We start from the raw sequence: 17,223 nt of genomic DNA, 5'->3' as shown, positions 1-17,223 counted from the left end.
TAGACCGGCCGGGCGGCCTTGCTCGTCGAACACCTCCCCGACCATCACGTCCAGATCGCAGTTGACGGATGCGTCCTGTGCGGATTCTGTCTCGTAGGCGCCCGTCTGGAGGCCAGGTAGGCGTAGTCCGGCTCGTTCGACGTTCTGAAGGGTCAGTACCACCTGGAACAGCGGGTGCCGGGCCATCGAGCGCGAAGGCGCCAGTTCCTCAACCAGTCGTTCGAAGGGGACGTCCTGGTGCTGGAGTGCGCCCAGGCTCGCCTCGCGGACCCGGCCGAGCACCTGCCGGAACTCCGGGTCGCCTGACAGGTCGGTGCGGATGACCAGGGTGTTGACGAAGAACCCGACCAGGTCGTTCAACGCCTCGTCGGTACGACCGGCCACGCCCGAACCGATCGGAACGTCAGTCCCCCCGCCCAGCCGCGACAGCATCACCGCGAGCGCGGCCTGCAACACCATGAACGGGGTCACGCCCTCGGCGCGCGCCACTTCCGCCAGTTGGGCGTGGATCTCGGCGGGGACGCGCAGCGGGACCTTGTGGCCACGGTGACTGGCCACGGCCGGACGCGGGCGATCCACCGGCAGCTCAAGCTCCTCCGGCGCACCGGCGAGGGTCTGGCGCCAGTAATCGACCTGAGCCGACAGCAGACTGTCCGGGTCGGATTCGTCGCCGAGCAGTTCGCGCTGCCACAGCGCGTAGTCGGCGTACTGGACGGGCAGCGGCTCCCACGTTGGCGCCTCGTGCTCGACCCGTGCGGCGTACGCCACCGACACGTCACGTCCCAGGGCGGTACGAGACCAGGCGTCGCTGGCGATGTGATGTGTCACCACCACCAGGACACGTTCGTCCGGACCGGCCTCGAACAGCGACGCACGGATCGGCAGGTCCGTGGACAGGTCGAACGGATAGCGCGACGCCTCCGCGACGGCTTCGGCCAGGTCTCCGGGTTCGACCGCCACGACCTGGAGGGCCCAGTCGAGCTGTTCCGGGTCGAGGATTCGCTGGTACGGTTCGCCGTCCACCGAGGGGAAGACCGTGCGCAACGACTCGTGGCGCCCGACCACATCGCGGACCGCTGCGGCCAGTGCCGCGACGTCCAGGTCGCCGGTCAGCCGGATCACCACGGGGATGTTGTGGTTGGCGGTCCGGCCCTCCATCTGGCCCAGGAACCACAGGCGCCGTTGGGCGAATGACAGCGGTATCCGGTCGGGGCGTGGGGCCGCACGCAGCGCCACCCGGACGTCGTCCAGCCCGGGGCCCGAGAGGCGGGCCGCCAGGCCAGCGACCGTTGGGGCCTCGAACAGCGCGCGCAGCGGCAATTCCACGCGCAGGACTTTCCGTACCCGCGACACCAGTCGGGCCGCCAGCAGCGAATGGCCGCCCAGGTCGAAGAAGCCGTCGTCCACGCCGACCGACTCGACCCCCAGCACGTCGGCGAACACCCCGCACAGCAATTCCTCGCGCACGGTCGCCGGGCTTCGGCCCGTCCCCGCGTAATCCGGGGCGGGCAGTGCCTTGCGGTCGAGTTTGCCGTTCACCGTCAACGGCAGCCCGGCCAATTCCACTACCGCCGCCGGGACCATGTATTCCGGCAGTTGGCCCGCGACCCAGTTCCGAAGCCCCTGACGATCAATCACGGCACCGGCTGTGGGCACCACGTACGCCACCAGCACGCCCTCGCGGACGGTCACGACCGTCTGCGCCACCTCGTCCCGGGCCCGCAGCACCGCCTCGATCTCGCCGGGCTCCACGCGGAACCCGCGGACCTTCACCTGCTCGTCCACCCGTCCGGCGAACACCAGCTCGCCGTCGGCGTTCCATTTGACGAGGTCACCGGTCCGGTACATGCGCTCACCGGACGACCCGAACGGGCACGGCACGAACCGCTCACCGGTCAGGCCGGGACGGCCCACATAGCCCCGCGCCAGCTGGACGCCCGCCAGGTACAGCTCGCCCACCACACCCGGGCCCACCGCACCCAAGAACTCGTCCAGCACGAATGCCCGCGTGTTCCACACCGGACGGCCGATCGGGACCGCGCCCGCGCCGCCGGTTGTGCAGCGATGCGCCGTCACGTCCACCGCTGCCTCTGTCGGGCCGTACAGGTTCAGCAGTTCCACGCCTTCGCCGAAGACCCCGGCGAAGCGTTCTACGGCGTCTGCCGTCAGGGCCTCGCCGCCGCACATGACCTGCCGCAGCCCGGCGGCTCGCAGCGCCGCCCCGCCCTCGGCGCCGATCTCCGCCAGGAACACCTCGAGCATTGAGGGCACGAAATGCAGGACGGTGACGCCCGTGTCGACCATCAGCCGCGCCACATATTCCGGGTCCCGGTGGCCGTCCGGGCGCGCCACCACCAGTGCCGCGCCGGACACCAATGTTCCGAAGAACTCCCACACCGACACGTCGAAGACCACCGGGGTTTTCTGCAACACCCGGTCGCCCTCGCCCATTCCGTGGTAATCCACCAACCACAGCAACCGGTTCACGATGCTGCGATGCGACACCACCACGCCCTTCGGACGCCCGGTGGAGCCCGACGTGTAAAGCACATACGCGGCCGACTGATCGTCCACCGCTACCGCGACACCGCCGCCGGTCGCCGATTCCGACCACTCCGCGACCGTCTCCGGATCGTCGAGCACCAGCGCTGGCGAGGCGTCCGCCAGTAGCATCGCCACCCGCTCGGCGGGATAGCCCGGGTCCACGGGCACATATGCCGCGCCCGCCTTGACCACACCTAGCAGCGCCACCACCAGTTCGACGCCGCGCTCCAACATCACCGCGACCGCGGAACCTGGGACCACGCCCCGTTCCACCAGCCGTCGGGCGACGCCGTCCGCCCGCGCGTTCAGCTCCGCGTACGACAGTTCCGCGCCCTCGAACACGACCGCCACGGCGTCGGGGGTCCGCGCCACCTGCGCCTCGAACAAGCCCGGCAACGTTGCCGGGGCCACATCCACGACGGTGTCGTTCCAGCCGTTCAGGACCTCTTCGCGTTCGTCGGCGTCGAGCATCGTCACGCCGCGCAACGACACGTCCGGACGGGCCGTCACCTGGTCCAGCACCCGGACGAACCAGCGCGTGAGCCGCTCGGTGGTCGTGAGGTCGAACAGGTCACCGGCCGCGATCACGGCGCCGAGCAGGCCCGCCGGGCGGCCGTTGTCGTCGAAGGCCTCGGTGAGCGCCACGTCCAGGTCGAACTTCGCCACCGACGTGGACTCGTCGAGCCGGGCGGCCACGCCCTGGACCCCGGGCAGATCCAGTGCCGCGCGCTCGGTGTTCTGGACGGTCAGCATCACCTGGAACAGCGGATGCCGGGCCATGGAACGCCCGGGAGCGAGTTCTTCCACGAGGCGTTCGAACGGCACGTCCTGGTGCGCCAGCGCGCCCAGGCTCGTCTCGCGCACCCGCGCCAGAACTTCGCGGAACCCGGGGTCACCTGAGAGGTCTGTGCGGATCACGAGCGTGTTGACGAAAAACCCGACCAGGTCGTCCAGTGCCTCATCCGTGCGGCCCGCGACGGGTGACCCGATCGGGATGTCCCTTCCGGCGCCCGACCGCGACAGCATGACGGCGAGTGCGGCCTGCAACACCATGAACGCCGTGACGCCCTCGGCCCACGCTAGGTCCATCAGCCGCTGGTGCACGTCTGCCGGGATCTCGAACGGCACCCGGTGGCCTTGGTGGCTGGCCGTGGCGGGGCGCGGACGGTCCGCTGGAAGCGTCAGCTCCTCCGGTGCCTCGGCCAATGCGTCCCGCCAGTACTCGACCTGCGCCGACAGCAGGCTGTTCGGGTCGGACTCGTCGCCGAGCAGTTCGCGCTGCCATACCGCGTAGTCCGCGTACTGCACCGGCAGGGGCTCCCAGGCCGGGGCCTCGCCGTGCAGCCGGGCCGCGTACGCCGTCGACAGGTCGCGGCCCAGCGGGCCGAACGACCAGCCGTCGCTTGCGATGTGGTGGGTCACCACTGTGAGGACGCGCTCGTCCGGTCCCGCCTCGAAGAGCCAGGCCCGGATCGGCACCTCCACGGACAGGTCGAAGGCGTATCGTGCGGCGTTCCCCACCGCTTCGGCCAGGTCGTCGGGGGTCACCTGGGTGATGAGCAGGGCCCAGTCCAAATCGGGGACGTCCACCACGTGCTGGTACGGCTCGCCGTCCAGCGTGGGGAAGATCGTTCGCAGTGACTCGTGGCGTCCGATCACGTCCCGGAGCGCCGCGTCCAGGGTGGCGGTGTCCACGTCGCCGGTCAGGCGCAGCACCACGGGGATGTTGTAGGTGGGGCTGGGGCCTTCCAGCTCGCCCAGGAACCACAACCGGCGTTGCGCGTACGACAGTGGCACCCGTTCCGGACGTTCCGCCGCCCGCACCGCGACCCGCACCCCGTCCGCGCCCAGGCCGGGCAGGCGCGCCGCCAGCCCGACCACCGTTGGCGCCTCGAACAGGACCCGCAGCGGCAGTTCGACATCCAGGACGGCCCGCACCCGCGACACGAGCCGGACGGCGAGCAGCGAGTGTCCGCCGAGGTCGAAGAAGCCGTCGTCGACGCCGACCGACTCCAGTCCGAGTACGTCGGCGAAGACCTGGCACAGCAGTTCCTCGTGCACCGTGGAGGGCCCGCGGCCCGTCCCGGCGCCCGCCGTGTAGTCGGGGGCGGGCAGCGCTTTGCCGTCGAGTTTGCCGTTGGCGGTGAGCGGCAGCGCGGGCAGCGGCATCACCGCGGACGGGACCATGTAGTCGGGCAGCCTCTGCGCGAGGAACTCGCGCAGACCGTCCGGGACGAGGTCGGGGCCTGCTGGCACCACGTAGGCCACGAGCCGCTTGTCGCCGGGGACGTCCTCGCGTGCGATCACGGTGGCCTGGGCGACGTCGGGGCTGGTCAGCAGCGCGGCCTCGATCTCGCCTGGCTCGATCCGGAAGCCGCGGATCTTCACCTGCTGGTCGGCCCGTCCGAGGTAGACGAGTTGCCCGTCGGCGGTCCATTTCGCCAAATCGCCGGTCCGGTACATGCGCCGTCCGGCCGGGCCGTGCGGGCAGGCGACGAACCGTTCGCCGGTCAGGGCGGCGCGGCCCGCGTAGCCGCGCGTCACGCCGAGGCCCGCGACGTACAGTTCACCGGCGACGCCCACGGGCACCGGGTCGAGCGACTCGTCGAGCACGTAGGTGGACACGCCGGGGATGCCGCGGCCGACCACGCTGCCCGCGTCCGCGTCTCCCCGGCCGAGCTGCCGGTGCGTGACGTGGACGGTCGTCTCGGTGATGCCGTACATGTTGATCAGTCGTGTGGCCTCGCCCGCGCCGGGCCGCGTCCACCAGGCGTCCAGGCGGGCGGGGTCCAGGGCCTCGCCGCCGAACACGATGAGGCGGAGCGCGCCGGGCGTGAACTCGTCCACGGCGAGCAGCTGGTACATCGCGGACGGGGTCTGGCTGAGGACGGTCACACGCTCGCGGGTCAGCAGTTCGGCGAACCGTTGCGGCGACCGGGACACCTCATACGGGACGACCACAACGCACGCGCCGTGCAGGAACGCGCCCCAGAGTTCCCAGACGGAGAAGTCGAACGCGAAGGAGTGGAAGCAGCTCCAGACGTCGCCGGGTCCCAGGTCGAACAGGTCACGGGTGGACGCGAACAACCCCACGACATTGCGGTGGCTGACAAGAACGCCCTTGGGACGCCCGGTCGAACCCGAGGTGTAGATCACGTAGGCGGGGTGGTCGGACGAGGCCGACGACGCGGGCACCGTGTCGTCGAGCACCGTGTCGTCGAGCGTGGCCAGGGTCGCCGCGACGTCCGGGTCGTCCAGGACGGTCACGGTCGTTCCGGCGGGGGCCTGGTCGGTGACGCGCGGGAGGCACGCCGTCGAGGTCAGGACGGTGACGGCGCGGGCGTCGGTCAGCACGTAGCCGACGCGGTCGGCCGGGTATCGCGGGTCGATCGGCAGGTAGGCGCCGCCCGCCTTCAGGATCGCCAGCAGCGCCACGACGATGTCGAGACCGCGTTCCATCATCACCGCGACGACCGATTCGGCGCCCACTCCGGAGCCGCGCAGGTGGTGGGCCAGCCGGTTGGCGGCGGCGTCGAGTTCGGCGTACGTCCACCGGGCGTCGTCGGCGACCAGCGCGACGGCGTCCGGGGTGGCCGCGACCTGCCGCTGGAACAGTTCGGTGATGGTCGCGCCGGGCCCGGTCGCGGCCGCCGTGGCGTCGTCGCTCCACTCGGTGAGGACGCGGGAACGTTCGTCGTCGGTGAGCGTCCGCACCGTGCGGACCGGCGCGGACGGGTCTTCGAGCACCGACTCCAGCACGCGGGTGAACCAGCCTGTGAGGCGTTCGGCGGTCGCCCGGTCGAACAGGTCGGTGGCGGCGACGACCGCGCCGTTCAGGCCCGCCGGGCGGCCCGCGTCATCGAAGGTCTCGCCCAGGGACACGTCCACGTCGAACTTGGCGACCGACGTGGTGCCGTCCGGGCGCATGATCTCGGCGTCCACGCCGGGCAGGTCGACCATCGCGCGTTCGGTGTTCTGAACGGTCAGCATCACCTGGAACAGCGGGTGCCGGGCCAGGGAACGTACGGGAGCCAGGTCCTCCACCAGGCGCTCGAACGGGACGTCCTGGTGCGCGAGCGCGCCGAGGCTCGTCTCCCGCACCCGGGCCAGCACCTGACGGAAGTCGGGGTCGCCCGACAGGTCGGTGCGGATCACGAGGTTGTTGACGAAGAAGCCGACGAGGTCGTCCACCGCCTCGTCGGTGCGGCCCGCCACCGCCGACCCGATCGGGATGTCGGTGCCCGCGCCGAGCCGCGACAGCGTTATGGCGAGGGCGGCCTGGACGACCATGAACGTCGTCGCGTTCTCGGCCAGCGCCAGCTCCGCCAGCCGCGCGTGGACCTCGGACGACAACCGCAGCGGCACCCGGTGCCCGCGATGACCGGCCACCGCCGGACGAGGCCGGTCCACGGGCAGTGCCAGTTCTTCCGGCGCGCCCGCGAGGGTCCGCCGCCAGTACTCGACCTGCGTCGACAGGACGCTGTCGGGGTCGGTGTCGTCGCCCAGCAGCCGCCGCTGCCACAACGCGTAGTCCGCGTACTGCACGGGCAGCGGCTCCCATGCCGGAGCCTCACCGCGGGCACGGGCAGCGTAGGCCGTCGAAAGGTCCCGGCCCAGCGGGGCCATCGACCAGCCGTCACCGGCGATGTGGTGCATCACCACCACGAGGACGCGCTCAGCGGGACCGTCGAGCGGAGCTCGTCCGTTGAATGGCGGCGGGTGGGGGCTGGAGGACGGTCCCGTCTCGAACAGCCAGGCCCGGACCGGCGCCTCGGCCGACAGGTCGAAGGCATGCCGGGCGGTCTCCTCGATGGTCGCCGCCAAGTCCGCCGAGGCCGCCGGGTCCGCTGAGGCCAGCGAGGAGACCTGGAGGTCCCAGTCCAGTTCGGCCGGGGTGAGGACGCGCTGGTACGGCTCGCCCTCGTCGGACGGGAAGACAGTGCGCAGCGACTCGTGGCGGGCCAGGACGTCGTGCCAGGCCGCGTCCAGGGCGGCCACGTCCAGCTCGCCGGTCAGGCGGATCGCGACGGGGATGTTGTAGGTCGGGCTCGGTCCGTCCATCTGGCCGAGGAACCACAGCCGCCGCTGCGCGAACGACAGCGGCAGCCGCTCCGGACGGTCCTCCGCCCGCAGCGCCGGACGACGGGCCGGGTCGGCGGCGCCGTCCGACAGCCGGGCGGCGAGTCCCGCGACCGTCGGCGTCTCGAACAGCGTCCGGACCTCGACCTCCAGGCCCAGCACGGCGCGGATCCGCGACACCAGCCGGACCGCGAGCAGCGAGTGCCCGCCGAGGTCGAACAGGCTGTCGTCGACCCCGACCGACTCCAGTCCCAGCACGTCGGCGAAGATCGCGCAGAGGGCCTCCTCCCGGGGCGTGGCCGGGCCCCGGCCGGTGCCCCCGCCCGCGCCCGCCGCGTAGTCGGGGGCGGGCAGCGCCTTGCGGTCGAGCTTGCCGTTCACCGTCATCGGCAACTCGGGCAACTCCACGACCGCGGCCGGGACCATGTAGTCCGGCAACCGCTCCGCCACGAACTCCCGCAGGACGCCCGCGTCGACGCCCCCGTCGTCAAAAGACGCGGAGGGCACGACGTAGGCGACGAGTCGTTTGTCGCCCGGCTCGTCCTCCCGGGCGATGACGGCGGCGCGCGTCACGCCGGGGTGGGCGCGCAGCGCGGCCTCGATCTCGGCGGGTTCGATCCGGAACCCGCGGACCTTCACCTGCGCGTCGGCCCGCCCGATGAACATCAGCCGTCCGTCGGCGGTCCAGCGGACCAGGTCGCCGGTGCGGTACATCCGTTCGCCGGACGAGCCGAACGGGCACGGCACGAACCGTTCGCCGGTCAGGCCGGGACGGCCCACATAGCCGCGCGTCACTCCGGCACCGGCGACGTACAGTTCACCGGGCACACCCACCGGCACCGGGCTCAGCGCGTCGTCCAGGACGAGCAGTCGGGCGTTGGCGATGGGCGTCCCGATCGTCGGATCCGCGCCCGCCGCGAGGGGCGCCGACATCGACGCGCACACCGTGATCTCCGTCGGACCGTAGGCGTTGATCAGGCGACGGCCCGGCGCCCAGCGCTCCACGAGTCCGGCGTCCAGGGCCTCCCCGGCGGAGATCACGGTCGACAGCGGCGCGAGGTCGTCGGCGTCCATCGCGCTCAGCACGGCGGGCGGCAGCGTCGCGTGCGTCACGGAGTACCGCGCGACTGTCTCCGCCAGCCCCGGCCCGGCCACCAGCTCGTCGGCGGACGCCACGACGAGCGTCCCGCCGGAGCACAGCGCGATCAGAATTTCCGAAGTCGCCGCGTCGAATCCGATCGACGCGAACTGCAACACGCGGGAGTCCGGTCCGACACCGAAGTGCCGCAGCTGCGCGACGGCCAGGTTCGCGGCGCCGCCGTGCGGAACCGCCACGCCCTTCGGGACACCCGTCGAACCCGAGGTGTAGATGACCGACGCCAACTGGCCGGGGTGGACGCGCACGTTCAGGGGCGTGTCCGGGGCGGCCGCGATCCGTTGTTCGACGGCCGGTTCGTCCAGCGCCACCGGGAGGACGCCGCGCAGCGGCAGCTCGTCGAGCACCTCCTCGACGCTCAGCACGATCAGGGCCCGAACGTCCTCGATCACGAACTGGATCCGGTCGGCCGGGTGGCGCACGTCGATCGGGACGTACGCCGCTCCGGCCTTCCACACCCCGAGGACGGCGGTGACCAGGCGCGGGCCGCGCGGCAGGCACAGCGCCACCACCGACTCCGGGCCCACCCCGAGGTCGCGCAGGTGGCGGGCCAGCCGGTTCGCGGCGGCGTCGAGGTCGCGGTAGGTGAGTTCGACGCCGTCCCCGACGACGGCGAGGGCGTCCGGGGTCTCGTCGCGTCGCCGCTCGAACAGGTCGACCACGGAGGCGGGCGGGAGGTCCACGGCGGTGTCGTTCCAGCCGCGCAGGAGCAGTTCGCGTTCGTCGGGGCCGAGGACGTCGACGTCGCGGACGGCGATGTCCGGGTCGGCGGTCACCGCGTCCAGCACACGGAGCCAGCGCCGCGTCATCGCGTCGACCGAGTCCGGGTCGAACAGCGCCGCGGAGGCGCTCAGCGATCCGGTCAGCCCGGCGGGACGGCCGTCGTCGAACTCCTCGCCGACCATGACGTCCACGTCGCACTTCAACGACGTTGACACCCCGGAATCGGTGCCGGTGACGGGCTCGGCGTCCACTCCGGGCAGCCGCAGCCCGGTCCGTTCGACGTTCCGTACGGTCAGCACCACCTGGAACAGCGGGTGCCTCGCCATCGAGCGCTCGGGCGCCAGTTCCTCGACCAGCCGGTCGAACGGGACGTCCTGGTGCGCCAGCGCCCCGATGCCCGCCTCACGAACCCGCGCCAGGACCTGGCGGAACCTCGGGTCTCCCGACAGGTCCGTGCGGATCACCAGCGAGTTGACGAAGAAGCCGACCAGGTCGTCCAGGGCCTCGTCGGACCGTCCCGCGAGACCGGACCCGATCGGGATATCGGTTCCGGCGCCGAGCCGCGACAGCAGCACCGCCAACGCGGCCTGCAACACCATGAACGTGGTCGCGTCCTCGGCGCGGGCGACCTCCACCAGCCGCGCGTGCAACTCTGCGGGGACCCGGAACGGCACGCGGTGACCGAGGTGCCCTGCCGTGGCGGGACGCGGCCGGTCCACGGGCAGCGGCAGTTCCTCCGGCGCCCCCGCGAGCACCCCGCGCCAGTACTCCACCTGCGTGGACAGGACGCTGCTGGGATCTGACTCGTCTCCCAGCAACTCCCGCTGCCACAGCGCGTAGTCGGCGTACTGGACGGGCAGCGGCGCCCACTCCGGGGCCTCGCCGCGCAGGCGCGCCGCGTACGCGGTCGACAGGTCCCGGCTCAGCGGGCCCCGGGACCAGCCGTCGCTGGCGATGTGGTGCACGACGACCAGCAGCACGCGCTCGTCCGTCCCGGCCTCGAACAGCCGCGCGCGGATGGGGATCTCCCGGGCCAGGTCGAACGCGTGGCGCGACGCCTCCTCTACGGCGCGGGTCAGATCGTCGGGCTCGACTCGGGAGACGTCCAGGTCCCAGTCGAATTCCTGGGGGTCGAGGACGTGCTGGTACGGCTCGCCGTCCACGGCGGGGAACACCGTCCGCAGCGTTTCGTGGCGGGCGACCACGTCCCGCAACGCCGCGCCCAGCGCGGCCACGTCGACCTCGCCGTTCAGCCGGACGACGAGAGGAATGTTGTAGGTGGCGGCGGGGCCTTCCAACTGGTCAAGGAACCAGAGGCGTCGTTGCTCGAACGAGAGCGGCACCCGGTCCGGACGCGTGCCCGCCCGCAACGACGCCCTGGCCCGGTCACGCTCCGGTCCGGCGAGCCGTGCCGCCAGCGCCGCCGGGGTGGGCGCCTCGAACAGCGCCCGGATCCTGACCTCCGTGCCGAGCCCGGCCCGGATCCGCGACAGCAGCCGGATCGCGAGCAGCGAATGGCCGCCGAGGTCGAAGAAGCCGTCGTCCACGCCGACCGACTCCACGCCCAGGACCTGCGCGAAGATCTCGCAGAGCACGGCCTCCGTCTCGGTGGCGGGCGCCCGGCCGCCGGACGGAGTCGCGGCGTCGTCGGGGGCGGGAAGTGCGTTGCGGTCCAGTTTTCCGTTGGCTGTCAGCGGCAGTTCGGGGAGCACTACTTCGGCGTCGGGGAGCATGTACTCGGGTAGCCGCTGGGCCATGTACTCCCGCAGCTCGCCGTTCGCCGGTTCGGCGTCGCCGAACACGACGTAGGCGACGAGGCGCCGCTCGCTCGGACCGTCGTCCCGGACCACCACCGCCGCCCGTGACACCGCCGGATGCGACAGCAGCACCGACTCGACCTCGCCGGGCTCGACCCGGTATCCGCGAAGCTTCACCTGCTCGTCGGACCGGCCGACGAACACCAACTGCCCGTCGGGCGCCCACCTGACCAGGTCCCCGGTCCGGTACATCCGTTCGCCCGCGCCGAACGGGCAGGCGACGAACCGCGCGCCGGTCAACCCGCGGCGTCCCACATAGCCGCGCGCCACTCCCGCGCCCGCTACATACAGTTCGCCCGGCACGCCGACCGGCACGGCCGCGAGGGCGTCGTCCAGCACCAGCAGCCGGGTGTTGGCGATCGGCGTTCCGATCGGCACCACACCCGTGGCGGCGGCGGACGCCGACAGTTCGGCTGTGGCCACACCGATGGTCGTCTCGGTCGGCCCGTAGTGGTTGAAGACGCGCCTGTCCCCTGCTGCCCGGACGAGGTCGCCCAGCCAGGCCACGGGTGCCGCCTCCCCGCCGAGCACCACCGACTTGGCGGGCAGGACGCCGTCCAGGCCGTTCCGGGGGGTGTGGGGGGTCGTCCCCCCACGAGAGACCGGCCCCGACTCGGCGGACAGGGCCGCCAGGTGCGACGGCACGGCCTTCACGAAGTCGATCTGGTGCGCACGCAGATATTCGGTGACGGCGGCGGCGTCCACGACGGACGCCGGGTCCAGGACGTGCAGTTGTCCGCCGGTGGCGAGGCTGATGAACACCACCGTGTTGCCCAGGTCGGTCGCCTGCGGCTGGAGCAGCGCGTACCGCGCTCCGGCCCCGGACCATCCCAGGCGTTTCGACACCGACGCCACATAGTTGGCGAGCGAGCCTTGCGTGACCGCCACACCCTTCGGCGTGCCGGTCGACCCGGAAGTGAAGATGACGTACGCGAGGCCGCGCGGATCCGGCCCGTCCGCCGGAAGGGCGTGGTTCCCGGCTGGTGTCTCCGGGTCGTCGAACCGGAGTAGGGGGACGTCCGCGGCCCCGTCCAGGTCCTGGTCCTGGTCGGCCACGACGACGCTTGCGTTGCCATCGGCCAGCATGAACGAGATCCGCTCGGCCGGGAGGCGGCCGTCGATCGGCAGGTACGCGGCTCCCGCCTTCCACACCGCCAGGATCGACGTGATCACCTGGAGGCCGTGCGGGAGGCACAGGCCCACCACCGACTCCGGGCCGACGCCCGCCGCCGTCAATCGCCGGGCCAGCCGGTCAGCGGCCGCGTTCAGGTCCCGGTAGGTCACTTCGCCGTCGGGTGTCACCAGGGCCGTCGCGTCCGGAGCCTTGGCCGCCTGACCCTCGAACAGGCGGATGACGGACGGGCGGTCGCCCGGCTCGGCCGTGTCGTTCCAGCGGTGCAGGACCCGGTCTCGCTCCTGGGCGTCGAGGACGTCCACCGCGTGGAGTCGCGTGTCGGCGGACTCGGTGACCTCGTCCAGCACCCGCACGAACCAGGCGGCGACGCGGTCCGCCGTCGCGGCGTCGAACAGGTCCTCGGCCAGGGTGACGAAAGCGCGCAGACCGTCCGGGCGGCCCTGGTCGTCGAACGTCTCACCGACCGTGACGTGCAGGTCGTAGCGCGCCGACCGGGAGCCGACCGCCTCGGTCGCCGGGGTGCCGGTCTCGACCTCCACTCCCGGCAGGTCCAACCCGGCGGGGTCGAGGTTCTGCGTCGTGAGCATGACCTGGAACAGGGGATGCCTGCCGAGCGTCCGGGTCACGGCCAGTTCCTCGACGAGCCGCTCGAAGGGGACGTCCTGGTGCTGGAGCGCGCCCAGGCTCGCCTCCCTGACCCGTCCGAGCACCTGCCGGAACTCCGGGTCGCCGGACAGGTCGGTGCGGATCACCAGCGTGTTGACGAACGAGCCGACCAGGTCGTCCAGCGCCTCGTCGGCGCGTCCGGCGACGGGAATCCCGATCGGGACGTCCAGCCCGCCGCCGATCCGGGACAGCAGGACCGCCGTGGCCGCGTGCAGCGCCATGGACACGGTGACGCCCTCGGCTCGCGCTAGGTCCACGAGCCGCCGATGCGTTTCGGCGGAGACTCGGAACGGCACCTTGTGCCCGCGATGGCTGGCCGTCGCGGGACGCGGCCGGTCCGTCGGCAGCGCCAGCTCTTCCGGTGCGCCCGCGAGCGCCTGCCGCCAGTACTCGATCTGGACGGACAGCAGGCTGCCCGGGTTGGACTCCTCGCCGAGTAGTTCGTTCTGCCAGAGGGCGTAGTCGGCGTACTGGACGGGCAGTGGCTCCCACACCGGCGGCTGGTCGTTCACCCGCGCGGCGTAGGCGGCCGACACGTCACGTCCCAGCGGAGTCATCGACCAGCCGTCACCGGCGATGTGGTGCAGGACGAGCGTCAGCACGTGGTCGTCGGGCGCGGTCTCGAACAGCCACGCCCGGATCGGCAGTTCCGTCGCCAGGTCGAACGGGTGACGGCCCGCCCGCGCCACCTCCTCGACCAGGTCGCCGGGGTCGACCTGGCGTTCCTCCAATTCCCAGTCCACGTCGGCCGGGTCAAGGATTTGCTGATAGGGCTCGCCGTCCGCCGACCGGAAGAGCGTGCGGAGTGACTCGTGGCGGCCGATCACGTCCTTTAGCGCGGCCGCGAGGGCCGTCTTGTCCAGCTCGCCGGTCAGGTGCAGTGCCGCAGAAATGTTGTAGGTGGGGCTGGGGCCTTCCAACTGGTCCAGGAACCACAGCCGCCGTTGCGCGGACGACAGCGGAATCTGGTCGGGGCGGGACGTCGCACGCAGCGCCGCCCGGACGTCGTCGAGCCCCGGGCCCGAAAGGCGCGCCGCCAAGCCCGCCACCGTTGGCGCCTCGAACAATGCGCGCAGCGGCAACTCGACGCCCAGGACGTTCCGCACCCGGGACACCAACCGGGCCGCCAGCAGCGAATGTCCGCCCAGGTCGAAGAAGCCGTCGTCAACGCCGACCGACTCGACTCCCAGCACGTCGGCGAACAGCCCGCACAACAATTCTTGGTGCACTGTGGTGGGTCCACGGCCTGTGCCCGCGTCGACCGTGAAATCTGGGGCCGGCAGTGCCTTGCGGTCGAGCTTGCCGTTCACCGTCAGCGGCAACCCGGCCAGTTCCACTATCGCGGCCGGGACCATGTATTCCGGTAGCCGGGCCGCCACCCATCCGCGCAGCACTTGGGCGTCAACCGGGGCGCCATCAGCGGGCACTACATAGGCCGCCAACGCGCCCTCGCGGGCGATCACGACCGCCTGTGCCACGTCGTCCCGGGCGCGCAACACCGCCTCGATCTCGCCGGGCTCCACCCGGAAACCGCGCACCTTCACCTGGTCGTCCGCGCGACCGACGAACACCAATTCGCCGTCGGCCGTCCACTTGACCAGGTCACCCGTCCGGTACATCCGCTCACCGGCGCCGAACGGGCAGGCCACGAACCGCTCGCCCGTCAACGCGGCCCGGCCTACATACCCCTGCGCCAACTGCGCACCGGCGAGATACAACTCGCCTGCCACGCCGGGGCCTACGGCATCCAAGAACTCGTCCAGGACGAACACCCGCGTGTTCCACACCGGGCGGCCGATCGGCACGACTCCGTCGAACTCGGCCCCGCGCCGCCAGGCCGTCACGTCCACGGCGGCTTCGGTCGGCCCGTACAGGTTCAGCAGTTCCACGTCCGTACCGAAAACCTCGGCGAAACGCTCTACCGCACCGGCCGACAGAGCCTCGCCACTGCACACGATCTGCCGCAACCCGGCTTCACGTAGGGTCGCCCCGCCTGAAGTACCGACCTCTTCCAGAAACACCTCAAGCATTGACGGCACGAAATGCGCTACGGTGACGCCACTGTCGGCTACCAACTCCGCCACATATTCCGGGTCCCGGTGACCTTCGGGGCGTGCCAGCACCAATGCCGCGCCCGACGCCAATGTTCCGAAGAATTCCCACACCGAGACGTCGAAAACAACCGGGGTTTTCTGCAACACCCGGTCGCCCACGCCCACATTTTGATAGTCCAGCATCCACCGAAGCCGGTTCACGATGCTTCGATGCGATACCGCCACGCCCTTGGGACGGCCTGTCGATCCCGACGTGTAAATCACATACGCCGCCGACCGGTCGTCGACCCGCACCAGAACGGCCTTGGTGGCCGATTCCGACCATTCCGCCACCACCGCCTGATCGTCCAGCACCAATACCGGCGAGGCGTCGTCCAGCAGCATCGCCACCCGCTCTGCCGGATAGCCGGGATCCACGGGCACATAGGCCGCGCCCGCCTTCACCACGCCCAGCAACGCCACCACCAGTTCGACGCTGCGGTCCAAGACGACCGCGACCGCGGAACCCGGGACCACGCCCCGTTCCACCAACCGGCTCGCGACCGCGTCCGCCCGCGCGTTCAGCTCCGCGTACGACAGCTCCGTGCCCTCGAACACCACCGCGACCGCATCGGGCGTCCGCGCCACCTGCGTCTCGAACAACCCCGGCAACGTTCCCGGGGCGACCTCCGCCGCAGTGTCGTTCCAGACGTTCAACACTTCAACGCGCTCGGCCGCGTCGAGAACGGCCACACCGCGCAACGACACGTCCGGTCGACCCGTCACCTGGTCCAGCACCCGTGTGAACCAGCGCGCGAGGCGGGCGGCCGTCTCCTGGTCGAAGAGGTCCTCGGCGCCGACGAGTGCGCCGTCCAGCCCGGCCGGGCGGCCCTGGTCGTCGAAGGTCTCCTCGATGGCGATCTCGATGTCGAACTTGGCCACCGGCCTGTTCGCCGGAAGCGGGGTGGCCGTCACGTCCGGGAGGCGCAGCCCAGCCGTTCCGGTGTCCCGCTGGACGAGCATCACCTGGAAGAGGGGGTGGCGAGCCAGTGACCTGGTCGGGGCCAGCTCCTCCACCAAGCGCTCGAACGGCACGTCCTGGTGCGCCAGCCCACCGAGGCTCGTTTCCCGCACGCGGGCCAGCACCTGGCGGAACTCCGGGTCTCCCGACAGATCCGTGCGGACCACCAGCGTGTTGACGAAGAAGCCGACCAGGTCGTCCAGTGCCTCGTCGGTGCGTCCGGCAACTGCCGAGCCGATCGGGATGTCGGGCCCGGCGCCCAGCCGCGACAGCGTGACCGCCAGCGCGGCCTGCACCACCATGAACGCCGTGACGCCCTCGGCCCGCGCCAGCTCGACCAGGCGCCTGTGCACCTCCGCCGGGACCTCGAACGGCACCCGGTGACCGCGATAGCTCGCCACCGCCGGACGCGGACGGTCCACCGGAAGCGTCAGCTCCTCCGGTGCCCCGGCCAGCGCCTCCCGCCAGTAGCCGACCTGGGTCGCGTACCGGCTTCCGGGGTCCGACTCCTCGCCGAGCAGTTCCCGCTGCCACAACGTGTAGTCGGTGTACTGAACCGGCAGCGGCTCCCATGCCGGGGCGTCGCCGTGCAACCGCGCCGCGTACGCCTCCGACAGGTCACGGCCCAAGGGGCGGTGCGACCAGGCGTCGGTGGCGATGTGGTGCAGGACCAGGATCAGGACGTGCTCGTCCGCCCCGGTCTCCAGGAGCGTCGCGCGGATCGGGATCTCGGTGGCGAGGTCGAACTCGTGTCCCCCGGCCTCCGCGACGGCCGCGGCGACGTCGCCGGGCGCCGTCTGCTGGACGTCCAGCCGCCATCCGGTCTCGTCCAGGCCCAGGATCCGCTGGTACGGCTCGCCCTGGTCCGTCGGAAAGACCGTGCGCAGCGACTCGTGGCGGTCCAGCACATCCCGCAGCGCCGCGTCCAGCGCGGCCACGTCCACCCGCCCGCGCAGCGCGAGGGCGATGACGGTGTTGTAGATCGGGCCCGATCCCTCCAGCTGGGCCAGGAACCACAACCGGCGCTGAGCGAACGACAACGGGATCAT

1 protein-coding gene (only partly in view) is annotated in these 17,223 nt (G+C 71.6%); it reads right to left on the bottom strand.

Annotated elements, in window-relative coordinates; genetic code table 11:
• Positions 1-17,223, bottom strand: partial view of a non-ribosomal peptide synthase/polyketide synthase gene (locus ABD808_RS13500; RefSeq protein ID WP_344895460.1) — the beginning only. It extends 17,889 nt beyond the left edge of the window; 17,223 of the gene's 35,112 nt are visible here — the first part of the coding sequence; it begins with the start codon at positions 17,221-17,223; the stop codon falls past the left edge of the window.

Origin of the sequence: Actinomadura meridiana (assembly GCF_039537545.1) — a bacterium.
GTDB lineage: Bacteria > Actinomycetota > Actinomycetes > Streptosporangiales > Streptosporangiaceae > Spirillospora > Spirillospora meridiana.
Note: the sequence above shows the minus strand (reverse complement) of the source record. Positions and strands in the feature narration are given on the sequence as shown.